This is a genomic window from Gordonia alkanivorans, assembly GCF_004011905.1.
In the GTDB taxonomy this organism is placed as follows: domain Bacteria; phylum Actinomycetota; class Actinomycetes; order Mycobacteriales; family Mycobacteriaceae; genus Gordonia; species Gordonia alkanivorans.
Map to the genome: position 1 here is coordinate 755,219 of NZ_CP027114.1, position 13,944 is coordinate 769,162.

A 13,944-nucleotide genomic window follows, 5' to 3' on the forward strand; every position below is an offset into this window, starting at 1 on the left:
ACTGCGATTGCGAGCGATGACGACTTCGGTGAGCGCTGACCGCCAGGACCCCACGACCGCGCCTCAGGAAACGGACTCCGGTCCCACCACGGCCTCACGCCTCGGCCGGACGGTGCTGCTCCTGCTGACGGCGGTGGTGGTCGGTGCGGTGGTGTCGATCGTCGGCCTCAAGGCGATCGAGACCGTCAACTGGCCGGCCTTCAACTCGTCGAACGTGACCCGGTCGCTGACGACCGCCGGTCAGGTCCTCGCGATCGCGGTGCTCGTCGTCGTCGCGCTGCTGTACCGCTACGGCAAGGGACGGGTCTTCATCCCGTTCCTGTCGGCGGCGGCGACGGCGGCGTTCGTGACGGTCACCATCGGGATGCCCTTGGGGGCAACGCGTCTCTACCTCTTCGGCCTGTCCGTCGACCAGGAGTTCCGCACCGAGTATCTGACGCGGATGACGTCGAGTCCGCGCCTGGCGGACATGACCTACCCGGATCTGCCCCCGTACTACCCGGCCGGCTGGTTCTGGTGGGGCGGCCGGTTCGCGAATCTGCTCGGCCAGCCCGGCTGGGAGGCCTACAAGCCGTGGGCCATCGTGTCGATGGCAGTGGCCGCGGCCGTCGGCATCATCCTGTTCAACCGGATGTTCGGCGCAGATCGTGGTGTGGCACTGGGACTCGCGGTGACCACGATGGCCCTGCTGTACGCCTCACCCGAGCCGTACGCCGCGATCCTCGTGATCATCGGTGTACCGATGATGATCGTCCTCACCTACGCGCTGAGGGGTCGCACGCGTGCCGCCGATGGTCCGGCCGGACCACTGCGGGGTGCGACCAGTTGGCCTGCGGTGGTCGGTGCCGGTGTCTTCCTCGGCATCTCGGCCGCGACCTACACGCTCTACACCGGCCTGTTCGCACTCACCGCGATCCTGCTTGCCTGCTACTTCCTCGCCCAGGGCTGGATCGCGGCGACCAACAAGGCGACACCGACCCGGACCGTCAAGGCGCACCGCCGCGAGATCATGGTCGCCGTCGCCGTCCGACTCGTCTCGGTGGGCGTCATCGCCGGAGGAATCGCCCTGCTGGTCTGGGCGCCTTATCTGCTGAAGCGGCTGTCCAGCGCCCCGGCCAGCGGCGGAACCGCCGAGCACTACCTCCCGGAGCGCGGTGCGGTGTTCCCGCTGCCGATGTTCGGGGTCAACCTCGTCGGCGCGATCACCATGATCGGCCTGCTGTGGATTCTCCTGCGTTTCCGGACACGCACCGTCGCGGTTGCCATGGGCGCCACCGTGATCACGGTGTACCTCTTCTGTCTACTGTCGATGCTCATGACCGCGATGGGCACCACCCTGCTGTCCTTCCGGCTCGAACCGATCCTGGTGTGTGCGCTCGCCGCGGCCGGCGTCTTCGGTGTCGTCGACATCGGCCGCTGGGCCGTGGGCAGGTTCGGTGACGTACGCGTCGTCGTCGGCGCGGTGGCCGTGCTCGCCGCAATCGCAGCGGCACAGAGCATCCCCGGTCATCTCGGTACGGAGATCACCACCGCCTACACCGACACCGACGGTTACGGCAAGCGCGCCGATGCACGTCCGGCCGGCGCCGAGTCGTACTTCGCCGAGATCGACAAACTGATCGGGGAGCAGACCGGCCGGCCGCCGACCGAGAACGTCGTCCTCACCGCCGATTTCGGGTTCCTGTCGATCTATCCGTACTGGGGTTTCCAGGGACTTACCTCGCACTACGCCAACCCGCTGGCCGAGTTCGACAAGCGCGCCGCGGCCATCGCACGGTGGGCGAAGTCGGAGGACGCCGATCAGCTGGTCGGACACCTCGACGAGTCGCCGTGGAAGGCGCCGAACGTCTTCCTGTTCCGATACAGCTCGGACGGGTACTCGCTCCGCCTCGCCGAGGACGTCTACCCGAACGACCCGAACGTGAAGCGTTACACCGTCACCTTCGATCCTTCGGTCTTCGATGACCCGCGGTTCGAGGTCACCGAGGTGGGCCCGTTCGTCCTCGTCGTCCGGAAGTGAGCGATGCGTCCCTCCTTCCGCACCGCCCGGCCGATGGAGATCACGCGCCTCGACGCTGACTCGGCGACAACGTATTTCGTCCACACCGACGTCGTGAACTGGGTGCTGCTGGAGCAGAACGGCGAGCTCACCCTCATCGACGGCGGTTACCCCGGACAGGCCGGGCAGGTGATCGAATCGATCAATCGGATCGGTCGCCGCCCTGAGGACATCCGTGGCGCGCTGCTGACACACGCGCACGTCGACCATCTCGGCGGACTCGCGAAACTGCAGGCGCGGTACGGATTCCCGGTCTACATGGATCCCGTCGAGGTCGACCACGCCCTGCGGCACCATCTCCAGCAGGCCAACGCCCTGGACCTCGCACCGCTCGCCGGACACCGACGACTCTGGTCGTGGCTGGCCAAGACCACACCACTCGGGGTGTTGAGCCGCGCGGGACTGCCGGCGGCAGCACCGTTCTCCGAGCCGCTGGATCTGCCGGGTTCACCGATCCCGGTGGCCAGCCACGGCCACACCGACGGCCACAGCTCCTACCTGGTCGGCGACGGACGCGCCCTGGTCTCCGGCGATGCGCTGGTCAGCGGCCATGAGGTGTCGGCGATCGCCGGGCCACAATGCATTCCGTCCCCCTTCCAGCACGACGAGGCCACGGCGCGTCGGAGCGTCGAACGGTTCATCGAACTCGACGCCGAGCTGCTGCTGGCCGGACACGGACCGCTGTATCGAGGCAGCGTCGCCGACGCGGCCCTCCGAGCGCTCTCGCTCTAGCCCCTACTCGAACCCCACGAACGTGGTGGCTTCCTCGACCGTCTTGCGTTCGGAGATCACGGCATTGGCGGGGAACGTCTCATCCGGCCAGCCCAGCGCGATGCTCTTCATGATCACCTGGTCATCCGGGATTCCGGCATGTTCCCGAACGACGGGTGACTGCATGATGCCCTGGCTGTTGATCACCGCACCGAGACCCCGGGACCAGGCGGCGTTCACCAACGCGGTGGAGACCGCACCGCAGTCGAAGGGTGTGTCGTCGCTGCCGTCGAGGATGCGGTCGTAAGTCACGATCACGCAGACCGGGGCGTCGAACTGGCGGAATCCCCGTAGGACCCAGTCCTGCCGCATCTCCATGTCCTCGCGAGCGATGCCCATCGCGGTGAACAGCTGCTTGGCCACGCCGACCTGGCGATCACGATGGACACCGGTGAACTTCTCCGCCCCGGTCCGGAACTCGCGAGAGTGCGGTACACCGGCCAGGTTGCGCTCGGTGTTGCCCGCACGGATGCGATCGAGTGGTTCACCGGTGATCACGTAGAAGTTCCAGGGCTGGGTGTTCATCGAGGACGGAGCACGCATGGCGAGCGCGAGGATCTCCTCGATCAGTTCTCGGGGCACGGGCTCCGGTGTGAAACCGCGGATGCTGCGCCGGCCCAGGATCACGTCGTCGTACTGCATCGTTCCCTCTCGTCGGGCCATCGGGCCTACCGATCTGTCTTCACCCTACTGTTACCCGCGCCACGTTCTCGCCGTCCAACACTGCCGATGAGCCGAACAAAGGGTAGCGTTACCTGAGTAGTTTCCGGGGCCGGAGGAGGGGCCGCGTCCCGCACGGAACGGCGCCGTCCGGGTCGAGAGCCGCGGCCCGCCCGCAACCGTGGTCCCCCCCGCCACCTGGGGAGTTCGAGGACATGACCGGCGCCAGATACCTGGATCACAGTCCGTTTGCCACGGCCGGATCATCCGAGTCCGCCGGGACCGTCGCCGCCCGATGGCGAGCCATCGCCCGCAGCGGTGGCGACTCGGCCGCGATCCGCACTCCGGAGCAGTCGATCACTTTCGCGCAGGCGGCCGCGCGGGTGGACGACCTCGCCCGCGCAATCCTCGACACGACCCCGACGGACAACCCGGTGGCCGTCGAGATCGAGTCCGACGTCGACTCGGTGCTCTCAATGCTCGCGGTCTGGTGCGCCGGACGTCCGCTCGTACTGGTCGACCCGTTCCTGCCCGAGGACCGCCGCGCGAACATCCTGGAACTGTCCGGGGCGCACCTCCTCACCCCGGCGACCGTCGGTCAGCTCGCGCCGCTCGACCAGGCCGCGACGCCCTACGCCGAACCCGCACCCGACGACCCTGCAGTTCTCCTGTTCACCTCCGGCTCCACCGGCACCCCCAAGGGGGTCGTACTCGCCCAGCGCACACCCGTCAACCACGCGCGTGACGGCCGACGGTTCATGGAGCTCGGTCCCGACGATCGCGCTGCGGTGCTGCTGCCGCTGAGCTTCGGCGGCGGGCTCGACGCGCTCGCGATGAGCCTCCTGAACGGTGCGACGATGCTGCTGTGGGATGTCCGGCGCCGCACGACCACCGGGCTACGCGACTGGCTGTCCGCCGAAAGTGCCACCACCGCGCACTGCACTCCGTCGCTGCTCCGGTCGTGGCTGGGCGAGCTCGACGCCGAGGACGCCGTCGACTCCCTGCGCCTGCTCTCGACCTGCGGTGAGCCTGCGCATCGCGCAGATGTCGAACTCGCACGGAACACGATCCTCTCCCGCGGCGTGTTCTGTTGCTGGGCAGGCGCATCCGAGGTCGGCAACCTGGCCTTCAATCTCTTCCCACCGGAACGCGAGGTCACCGACGGCGCGATACCGGTCGGCCTCCCGGCATCGGACAAGGTCGTCCGCATCGTCGACGAGGACGGTCACGATCTGCCGCCGGGGACCACCGGTGAGGTCATCGTCGAATCCGCACACATCGCCTCCGGGTACCACGCGGATCCGGAGCTGACCGCGGCCCGCTTCACCTCGCTGCCCGACGGCCGCAGACGCTACCGCACCGGCGATCTCGGCCGTCTCGACGAGAACGGTGAACTAGCTGTAAGACCCGGGCAGGTTGTGAACGTGTAGGCGTTCGATCGGGGTGAGTCCGCCGATGCCGGTGTGGGCTCGGTGGTGATTGTAGTGGTGTAGCCAGTCGTCGTAGGTGGCTGCGCGGGCGGTTTCTGAGCTGTAGAACTCGGCGTAGGCCCATTCCGAGGCCAGGGTGCGGTTGAATCGTTCGACCTTGCCGTTGGTTTGCGGGCGGTAGGGACGGGTCTTCTTGTGCTTGATCTCGGCGCCGAGGGATTCTGCGAAAACCTTTGAGCGGTAACAGGCGCCGTTGTCGGTCATCACTCGTCTCACAGTGATCCCATGTTGGCTGAAGAAGGCGTTGGCGCGGTCCCAGAACTGCGCGGCGGTCTCTTTGCGTTCGTCGGTGAGGATCTCGGAGTATGCCAGCCGGGAATGGTCATCGACGGCGTGGTGCAGATATGCGTACCCCGGGCGGTGTTTCTTGTTGTGCCGGTTGCCGATCGTGCGCCCGAGTTTGCGGTGGCCGCCGCCTTCGGGGATGCGGCCGAGTTTCTTGATGTCGATGTGGATCAGGTCGCCGGGAGCGTCGTGTTCGTAGCGTCGTGGCGGTGTCCGGCGTACCGGAAGCCCGGTGGCCTGGTCGAGGTGACGCAACAGCGGCATCCGATACCGGCGCAACACCGCCTCGACGGTCGATTTTGCTAGCCGCAGGTGCGCAGCGATTCGTGCAGCGCCCCAGCGACGCAGGAACCGCAACTTGATGATTCGACGTTCCCGGCGCACAGGGAGCTGATGGGGTGACCGGTAGGGGCGGCTGGACCGATCTGCCATGCCGGCCTCACCGGTCTGCCGGTAGCGGTCGGCCCACTTCTTGGCCGTGGCCGGTGAGCAGTTGAACCGTTCGGCGGCCCGTCGTAGAGGCCAGTTCTTATCGACGACGCACTGAGCCAGGGCCAGACGGCCACGTTCGGTGAGGAAGGCATTACGGTGGGTCATGAGGGCCTCTTGGTGATCGGCGTGTGTGTGGTAACCACATCGATACCGGAGGCCCTCACCTGTTGACCGGCACCACGCCGTTCACAACCTCCCCAAGAGTTACAACTAGCACTGCTCGGTCGTGGCGACGACGCGATCAAGATCCGCGGCTATCTCGTCGAACCCCTCGAGGTCGAGTCCGCGCTGCGGTCGCTGCCCTGGACCACCGACGCCGTCGTCACCGCCGATCGGGACGAGGGCCGGCTCACCGCGCACGTGGCCGTCGACCCGTTGAAGTGGTCGCCGTCGCCCGCGGAGATCCGGCACGAACTCGGAAAGACGCTGACCCCGTGGATGATCCCGCGCGACATCGTCGTGGTCTCGGAGATCCCGCGCAACGAGCGCGGCAAGGTCGACCGCGGAGCCCTGCCTCCTCCCCCACCGCGCCCGACGCCCGAGCGTCCGCGCGGGCTGACCGAGATGGCGCTGCACCGCTTCTGGAGCGAGATCCTCGGTCTCGAACCCCAGTCCTTCGGTCGTCACGACGACTTCGTGGAGCTCGGCGGTGACTCCCTCGCCGCAGCCAAGATGCTCTCCGAGGTCCAGCACCACCTCCAGTTGGAGGTGAACACCGCCATGCTCGCCGAGGCACCGACGATCGCGCAGTTCGCGCAGCGGATCGAGGCGGCCGCGAAGGAGCGCTCCAAGAACGCCACCGGTGCCACGCTGATCCCGTTGCGGAAGGGCGCCGGCGACCCGGTCTTCCTCATCGCCGGGGCGGGCAGTCTCGCGACGAGCCTGACGCCGGTCGTCCGTGCACTCTCCGGCGACCGTCCGGTGTACGCCATCCAGTCCCGTGGCGTCGAAAAGCGCGGCCGTGCAGATCATTCTGTGCGCGCCGCGGCACGTCGGGCGATCGCCGACATCCGGTCGGTGCAGCCCCACGGCCCGTATCAGATCGGCGGTTACTCGCTGGGCGGGTTCATCGCCGTCGAGGTCGCCGCGCGCCTCACCCGGGCCGGCGAGACCTGCCATCCGGTCGCCGTGCTCGATTCGGTCATCGACCCGATTCTGGCACAACGCCTTTCCGGGAGCGGACCGAACGTCGTGCAGCGCATCGGCAACTCGCTGCGCTCGCTGACGATGACGAGCGAGACACTGCCGGACCGCACCGGAACCGACGCGAAGAAGCCCACCGGCTCACCGGTCCAGCGCGTCGTGCAGGAAATCGCCCTCAAGGCACTGGTTCTCACCGCGGGACTCGTCCCGTTGTCGACGCCGGTGCAGTGGGTCGTCTTCTTCCGCCTCGGCACCAAGATGATCCGACGGCACCGGCCCAGCCCCTACTCGGGTCCGATCACGGTCGTCAAGGCACGCACCAACACCGACGATCCCGCCCTCTGGGGCCACTTCACGTCGGGGAAGGTCGAGTTCCTCGACATCGACGGCGACCACATCTCGATGATCCGCGCTCCGCACGCCACCGAGACCGCAAGGGCGATAGAGGAGATCCTGGAGCGCGCGGCAGGTTAGAACTTGTCTGCCAGACTTCATTCCGATCAAACCGTCTGCCCCACAACGTTTCTATTTCCCGACCTTGTGGAGGAGGATCCGCGTTTGTCGGTGGGTTGATCTAGATTGGTTGGTAACAGATTCAGCCATCCAGGTTGGGCTGTAGACGTTGTGGGGGCAGCGTGTCGCGTGCATGGACCGATCTTCCGAGCGGGTTCCTCGCCGGGGTCGATCCTGCCCACCCCGAATTGTCTGACACCGCAACCCATATGGAACGGTTCGGTTCGATCCGCCATGGTGAGGCTTATCTGGCGTGGTGCCGGTATGAGTCGATCGTCACCGTCTACGACCAGCTCGTGGTCAACACTCAGGGCGGATTCTTCATCGACCGCTACACCGAGATGGTGACCCGGGTCTGCCGCGAAGCCGCCATCACCCGCTACCAGGCCGATCAGTGGGTGGGTGAAGCGCTCGCCCTGCGGGACCGGTTACCGAAAGTGCTGACCACCCTGCGCGACGGCATCCTGTCGCGCCAGTTGATCCAGACGGTCATCTCCCGCACCGACCTCATCTCCGACGCCGCCGTCATCGCGGACCTCGATACCGAGATCGAACGCATCGTGCGGACTCGCAAGGGCGCCTGGACCACACCGAAGCTGCGTGACATGGTCGATCGCCTCGTCTTTCGTCACGATCCTGACGCGGTGCGGGAGCGGCGTCGTGAAGCGTTGGACAAGCGCGGTATGTGGACCGAGAACTTCACCGACGGCACCGGTGAGATCACCGGCGTGATGGCCGCGGAGAACATTCGCATCGCGGCACAAGCGGTGAAAGCGTTGGCCGATACCGTGTGTGCGCACGACGGCCGCAACCGTAACCAGCGCAACTCCGATGCCATGTTCGCGCTGTTGACCGGCACCATCTTCGACTGCCAATGCGGGCGTGAGGATTGTGACGCCGAGATCCCCGACCCCGCCGAGGTGGTCCGGTCGGTGAGTACCGAGGTCGTCATCCACGTCGTCACCGACGCCGCCACCCTCGCCGGGGCACCAGGGGTCGGTTGGGTCGACGGCGCCGGCGTCATCTCCGACGACCACGTCCGCGATCTCGCCGAACGGTCGGACTCCACCATCACACCCGTCACCCCGGTCCGCACACCACCGGCCCGCATCGTCGTCGAGGACGTCCCGTCGAACGACGTCGTGATCGTCTACCCCGGTGCGCAAGCCGCCGACCCGTACCGACCCACGGCTGCGTGCGCCGATTTCGTGCGTGTCCGCGATGGGTACTGCACCGAACCCGGCTGCGCCCACTCAGCTTTCGGTAGCGATCTCGACCACGTCACCGAGTACGACCACACCAATCCCGCCCAGGGTGGGGCGACGGCGAGTGAGAACTTGAACGCCAAGTGCCGGTTCGGGCATCTACACAAGACGTTCGGCGACTGGATCGACGTCCAGTACCGCGACGACGACGGCCACCTGGTCACCGAATACCGCACCCCCGAGGGGTTCGTCATCCCTGGTGACGCCGAGAACCTCGAGGACTCCTTCCCCAACCTGCGTCGTATCCGCTACGAACAGCCACCCCAAGCCCCACCGTCCCCACGAGTCATCACGGGGGACGACACCCCGCCCACCAGCAACCGGCTCGCGCACAAGCACGCACGCCGGCGGGCCGAGCGTGCCCGCAACCAGCGAGAACGTGAACGACGTGAGCAGGCCGGCGGGCCACCGCCGTTCTGAGAGGTCACCCCACGAGCAACCTCTCGCGGATCAGTCGCGTTCGGCGGCCTTCTTGATACCGGCCAGACGGCGATCCCATCCGCGCGCGATCGTGTCCAGATGTCGTGCGAGGCGCGAGAGCTCCGAACCGGCTGCCTCGTAACGTATTTCGCGGCCGGCGCGAGACGCGGCGACCAGGCCCGCATCGGTCAGTATCTTGAGATGTTTGGCGATCGCCTGACGGCTGATCGGCAACTCGGTGGCGAGGGTCGACGCCGACGCCGGTTCGGTTCCCACTCTGACGAGGATCTGCCAGCGACTCTCGTCGGCGAGAGCGCCGAAGATCTCGACCGGAGCAACCTCAGGCATCGGATCTGCTCGTCAGGTGGGTGCGTGCCAGTTCGAGCTCGAGCTTCCACCCTTCGGCGTTGCCGTCGAACCGGGCGCGTCGCTCCGCCTCCGAACCGGACAGCGAGGCGAATCCCGACTCGACGACCTTGAGGATCACCCCGGACCCGGAGTCGGCGATCCAGAACTCGACGAGCGTCGACTCCGAGTCGGGATCGGATGCGTCGGCGAGCCAACGGAAGGCGGCGTAGCGCGGCTCGTCGAGTTTCACGGTGCGAAAGACGAAGGCGCCGTGGACCGGATCGTGCACCGTCGACAGATCTCCGTCGCGGTCGATCCGGTGCTCGGTGATCACGCTGTCGTTGATGTACCAGCCCGGCTCGCTGACGAGCTGCCACACGCGCTCGGCGGTCGCCTCGATGGCGATCTCCCGCTCGACCCGATCGAAGTTCTCATCGGTTGCCGCACTGACTGTTTCGGGATCGGTCGCACTCATGACGCCTCCTGGGTCACTTCGAATGATGCAACCCAATGGTTGCATCATTACCGGCAACTTGCAACCCCTGGGTTGCAGCAATCGGGTTCAGTCCACGATCTCCGCGAGTCGTCGGATCGCAAACTCGTAACCGCGGATGCCGTAACCCGCGATGACGCCGGCCGCGAGCGGTGAGACATAGGAGTGGTGCCGGAACGCCTCGCGCTTGTGCACATTGCTGATGTGCACCTCGAAGATCGGCACGCCGGGCACCACCAGGGCGTCGGCGAGGGCCACCGACGTGTGGGTCCACCCGCCGGGGTTGATGACGATGCCGCTGATCTTCCCGACCGACTCGTGAATCCAGTCGATCATCTGTCCCTCGTGATTGGTCTGCGCCGCACGCAGGCCGAAACCGAGTTCCGACGCGGTCCGCTCGGCGAGGTCGACGACATCATCGAGCGTCTCGGAGCCGTAGATCGCCGGCTCACGCGTACCCAGGGTGTTCAGGTTCGGCCCGTTGAGCAGCAGGATCGGCAGCGGTTGCGCACCGGCCGTATCGGACGTGGAGTCGGACATGGGTTCACCATAGTCTCAGCCGCCTCGCCGACCGGGGCGAGACACCTCAGCGGCTACCATCTCTCTTTGTGCCAGCGCAGACCGTCCGACGAGCGAGGATCGTCGCCATCGTCACCGGCCTGCTCGGCTTTCTGCTCGCGCTCGCCACCCCGCTGATGCCGGTCGAGCAGAAGACCGCGGAGATCAACTGGCCCCAGAACGGACAGATCGGTTCCGTCGCCTCCCCGCTCATCGGCTACACCCCCGTCGACCTCGACGTCACCATCCCGTGCGCCGCGGTCGACGACCTGCCTCCCGGTGGTTCGGTCCTGCTGTCGACCACACCGAAGCAGGCGGAGAAGTCCGCCGAACGCGGCCTGTTCATCCGCAAGACGGGCGCCGCCGACGCCCCCGCCGACCGCCAGGGCGTCGAGGTGGTCATCCGCAACGTCCCGCTGATCTCCGCGAGCCTCCAGGACATGCGCACGCAGGACTGCCGCGAGATCGTCGTCCACGCCGATTCCGACGCGGTGACCGCCGAGTTCGTCGGCATGACCAACGACGCCGGCGACCCGCTCGAGGGCACCACCGAGGACAAAGAGGCCTTCAAGAACTCGCCCGATCAGCGACCGCAGGTCACCGGCCTCTTCACCGACCTGTCCGGACCCGCGGCCGCCATCGAGGGTCTCGACGCGCACGTCACGGTCGACTCCCGGTACAACACGGCCCCGACGATCTCGAAGTGGCTCGTCGTCATCGTCGGTGTCGCCTCGACGTTGCTCTCGCTGGCCGCACTCGCCGCTCTCGACGCGACCGACGGCCGCCGTCATCGACGCATCTTCCCGGCCCGCTGGTGGCGCCTCAACGCGCGCGACTATGTGGTGATCGGTGCGCTGATCCTCTGGCACATGATCGGCCCGAACACCTCCGACGACGGTTACCTGCTGACGATGTCGCGGGTCGCGCAGGACAGCGACTACACCGCCAACTACTTCCGCTGGTACGGCGCGCCGGAAGCGCCGTTCGGCTGGTACTACCAGGTCTTCGGACTGCTCAGCCATGTCTCGGTGGCCAGTCCGTGGATGCGGCTACCCGCGCTCGCCTGCGGGATCCTGGTGTGGCTCATCGTGAGTCACGAGGTGATCCCGCGGCTCGGCCGCGCCGCGATCGCCCGCCCGTATGTCGCGTGGACCGCGGCCTTCACCTTCCTCGCCTGCTGGTTCCCGTTCAACAACGGCCTGCGTCCCGAGCCGATCATCTGCCTCGGCGCCCTGCTCACCTGGTGTTCGGTGGAGCGCGCCATCGCGACCGGCCGACTGTTGCCCGCCGCGGTGGCCTGCCTGGTCGGTGCGTTCAGCATCGCCGCCGGCCCCACCGGCCTGCTCGCAGTCGCGGCACTGATCGCCGGCGCACGTCCGATGATCATGGCGCTGATCAAACGTGCCCGGGTGATCACCGGTGACTCGACCTCGCCCCGCGCGCTGCGATGGTCGTTCGTCGCGCTGATCGCACCGATCCTGGCCGCCGGCAGCTTCGTCGTCTTCGTGGTGTTCTCGAACCTGACCCTGCGCTCGTTCTCCGAGGCGTCGAGCATGAAGACCGCGCTCGGACCGTCGATGAACTGGTACAACGAGCTCGGTCGCTATTCGGCGCTGTTCGCCTTCTCCGCCGACGGCTCGATCGCTCGACGCTTCGCGGTCCTCGCGATGATCCTCGGTCTCGTGGTGTCCGCAGCGGTCCTGATCCGCAAGAACCGCATCCCCGGAACGGCCATCGGACCCACCCGGCGCATCGTCGCGATCACCTTCGCCTCGCTGGTGTTCCTCATGTTCACGCCGACCAAGTGGACCCACCACTTCGGCGTCTTCGCCGGTATCGCCGCCGCACTGGCAGCCATCGCCGCGATCGCCGCGAGCCAGCAGTCGATGCACTCACGACGCAACCGCACCCTGTTCTGCGCGCTCGTCCTGTTCATCGGCGGTCTGGCGTTCACCGCGCCGAACTCCTATTACTACTACTCCTCCTGGGGTATGCCCTGGGGCATCCAGCAGGTGACGATCGGCGGCGTGATGCTGGGCAGCGTCCTGCTGTACGCGTCGCTCGCGCTGCTGCTCGTCGCACTGTGGTTCCACTTCCGCGAACCGTTCACCGGCACCGATCCGCATCCCGCGGAACCCGTCGGCACCTCCGACCAGCGGTGGTATCGGCGACTGTTCGCCTCGGTGGCGGCCGCCCCCCTCGCCTACCTCGCGATGGCGGTCGTCGTCTTCCAGATCATCACCGCGATCTTCGCCGGCATCCACCAGAGCTCGTCCTTCTCGGTACCGCGGTCCAACCTGGCCGCGGTCGCCGGAAAGCCGTGCGCGATGGCCGACAAGGTGTGGGTCGAGGCGGACCCGAACCGCGACATGCTGCGCCCGGTCGACTCCTCGCTCACCAATCCGCTCGCCGGGCCGCCGCCCGCCCCCGGCGCGTCGGCCACCACGTCCGGCTTCTCACCGAACGGGGTTCCGCTGGACCTGGCGTCGACCGCCAGCGAGGGCTCGCTTGGCGTGCTGTCCGGCAACGTCTGGGCCGACCCCAAGATCCTGAACTCCAACCCCGGCGGCACCGGCGGCGGCGAACTGCCCGAACCCGGCGTCAACGGCAGCACCGCGGCCCTGCCGTTCTTCCTCGACCCCGCGACGACGCCGGTCATGGGCAGCTACTCCAAGCTCGACCAGGTTCCGGCGCGCCTGACCTCCGGCTGGTACGCGCTCCCGAAGGACTGGCGTGACCGTCCGCTGCTGACGATGTCGGTGGCCGGTGAGTACGACAACCCGAACGTGATGCTCGAATACACCGCCGACCCGATCGGACCGGACACCGGGGACGCCGACCTGACCGCCGCCGGTGAGACCGAACTCATCGACCCCGGACCGCGCCCGGCCTGGCGCAACCTGCGGTACAACACCGATGAGCTGCCCGCCGACACCACCGCGGTCCGCATCGTCGCCACCGACGACAATCTCAACGAGGACCGCTTCATCGTGCTGACCCCGCCACGGGTTCCGCAGATGGACACCCTGCAGGACGTCGTCGGCAGCACCGACCCGGTCCACGTCGACTGGACGTCGGGGCTCGGCTTCCCGTGCCAGCGACCGTTCACCCACGACGCGGGTATCGCCGAGATCCCGAAGTGGCGCATCAAGCCGGGAGCCGATCTCGCCGCAGCGGTGTCGGCGTGGCAGAACAGCTTCGGCGGTGGACCGCTCGGCTGGATCGAGGTCTCCCAGCAGGCCACCGCGCTGCCGACGTACCTGATGGCCGACATCGGTCGCGACTGGGGCGCGCTGGAGCGCTACGAGCCGTACGGCGGCGTGGACACCCTCGCCGACATCGACACCGGCACCCAGACCCGCAGCGGCCTGTGGAGCCCGGCGCCGATCCGACACTGACGAGCGGCGCAGCTCAGGGTGGGCGCTAGGTGGGCGGGTGCCGGTCGCA

At 67.3% G+C, this 13,944-nt stretch carries 9 protein-coding genes and 2 pseudogenes; 6 read left to right on the forward strand and 5 right to left on the reverse strand.

Features of this window, described 5'->3' with window-relative positions; translation table 11 throughout:
* The first annotated feature begins 16 nt into the window (after nt 1–16).
* Both C5O27_RS03565 and C5O27_RS03570 read left to right on the forward strand, forming a co-directional pair.
* Entirely contained in the window at nt 17–2,020 is a 2,004-nt protein-coding gene (locus tag C5O27_RS03565) for a galactan 5-O-arabinofuranosyltransferase (protein WP_425269594.1), read from the forward strand.
* Nucleotides 2,021–2,023: 3 nt separating this feature from the next.
* Nucleotides 2,024–2,791 (forward strand): MBL fold metallo-hydrolase, encoded by a 768-nt coding sequence (locus tag C5O27_RS03570; RefSeq protein WP_006358765.1) that lies wholly within the window; start codon nt 2,024–2,026, stop codon nt 2,789–2,791.
* Between the two features lie 3 nt (nt 2,792–2,794).
* Here C5O27_RS03570 and C5O27_RS03575 read toward each other — a convergent pair whose 3' ends face one another.
* A complete protein-coding gene (locus C5O27_RS03575) occupies nt 2,795–3,472 on the reverse strand; it encodes a nitroreductase (protein ID WP_006358766.1) in 678 nt (225 codons plus the stop codon).
* Nucleotides 3,473–3,705: 233 nt separating this feature from the next.
* Here C5O27_RS03575 and C5O27_RS03580 point away from each other — a divergent pair.
* Nucleotides 3,706–4,893 (forward strand): annotated as a pseudogene (locus C5O27_RS03580) (AMP-binding protein); the annotation flags it as partial.
* Here C5O27_RS03580 and C5O27_RS03585 read toward each other — a convergent pair.
* A complete protein-coding gene (locus C5O27_RS03585; protein ID WP_127961867.1) occupies nt 4,885–5,862 on the reverse strand; it encodes an IS481 family transposase in 978 nt (325 codons plus the stop codon). The pseudogene C5O27_RS03580 and the gene C5O27_RS03585 overlap by 9 nt on opposite strands.
* A gap of 102 nt (nt 5,863–5,964) precedes the next feature.
* Here C5O27_RS03585 and C5O27_RS03590 point away from each other — a divergent pair.
* Together C5O27_RS03590 and C5O27_RS03595 are read left to right on the forward strand one after the other, a co-directional pair.
* Nucleotides 5,965–7,374 (forward strand): annotated as a pseudogene (locus tag C5O27_RS03590) (alpha/beta fold hydrolase); the annotation flags it as partial.
* Nucleotides 7,375–7,535: 161 nt separating this feature from the next.
* Nucleotides 7,536–9,098, forward strand: coding sequence for an HNH endonuclease signature motif containing protein (locus C5O27_RS03595; protein ID WP_127961930.1), 1,563 nt, complete (start codon nt 7,536–7,538; stop codon nt 9,096–9,098).
* A 30-nt stretch (nt 9,099–9,128) separates the two neighbouring features.
* Here C5O27_RS03595 and C5O27_RS03600 read toward each other — a convergent pair whose 3' ends face one another.
* From C5O27_RS03600 to aroQ, 3 genes are all read right to left on the reverse strand, one after another.
* Nucleotides 9,129–9,446: an ArsR/SmtB family transcription factor gene (locus C5O27_RS03600; protein ID WP_127961931.1), complete on the reverse strand. Its 318-nt coding sequence runs from the start codon at nt 9,444–9,446 to the stop codon at nt 9,129–9,131.
* Nucleotides 9,439–9,921 (reverse strand): SRPBCC family protein, encoded by a 483-nt coding sequence (locus C5O27_RS03605; RefSeq protein WP_127961932.1) that lies wholly within the window; start codon nt 9,919–9,921, stop codon nt 9,439–9,441. The genes C5O27_RS03600 and C5O27_RS03605 overlap by 8 nt, the downstream gene beginning before the upstream one ends.
* Before the next feature lie 87 nt (nt 9,922–10,008).
* A complete protein-coding gene (gene aroQ / locus C5O27_RS03610) occupies nt 10,009–10,479 on the reverse strand; it encodes a type II 3-dehydroquinate dehydratase (protein ID WP_006358789.1) in 471 nt (156 codons plus the stop codon).
* Between the two features lie 68 nt (nt 10,480–10,547).
* Between aroQ and C5O27_RS03615 the strand changes: the two genes are divergently transcribed.
* Nucleotides 10,548–13,895 carry an arabinosyltransferase domain-containing protein gene (locus C5O27_RS03615; protein WP_127961933.1) on the forward strand — a complete coding sequence of 1,116 codons (3,348 nt, stop codon included), beginning with the start codon at nt 10,548–10,550 and terminating at the stop codon, nt 13,893–13,895.
* Nucleotides 13,896–13,944 lie beyond the last annotated feature (49 nt).

Coding starts and splice junctions, on each gene's coding strand:
- C5O27_RS03570 (WP_006358765.1), top strand. CDS start 2,024: ATGCGTCCCTCCTTCCGCACCGCCCGGCCGATGGAGATCACGCGCCTC.
- C5O27_RS03565 (WP_425269594.1), top strand. CDS start 17: ATGACGACTTCGGTGAGCGCTGACCGCCAGGACCCCACGACCGCGCCT.
- C5O27_RS03600 (WP_127961931.1), bottom strand. CDS start 9,446: ATGCCTGAGGTTGCTCCGGTCGAGATCTTCGGCGCTCTCGCCGACGAG.
- C5O27_RS03575 (WP_006358766.1), bottom strand. CDS start 3,472: ATGCAGTACGACGACGTGATCCTGGGCCGGCGCAGCATCCGCGGTTTC.
- aroQ (WP_006358789.1), bottom strand. CDS start 10,479: ATGTCCGACTCCACGTCCGATACGGCCGGTGCGCAACCGCTGCCGATC.
- C5O27_RS03605 (WP_127961932.1), bottom strand. CDS start 9,921: ATGAGTGCGACCGATCCCGAAACAGTCAGTGCGGCAACCGATGAGAAC.
- C5O27_RS03585 (WP_127961867.1), bottom strand. CDS start 5,862: ATGACCCACCGTAATGCCTTCCTCACCGAACGTGGCCGTCTGGCCCTG.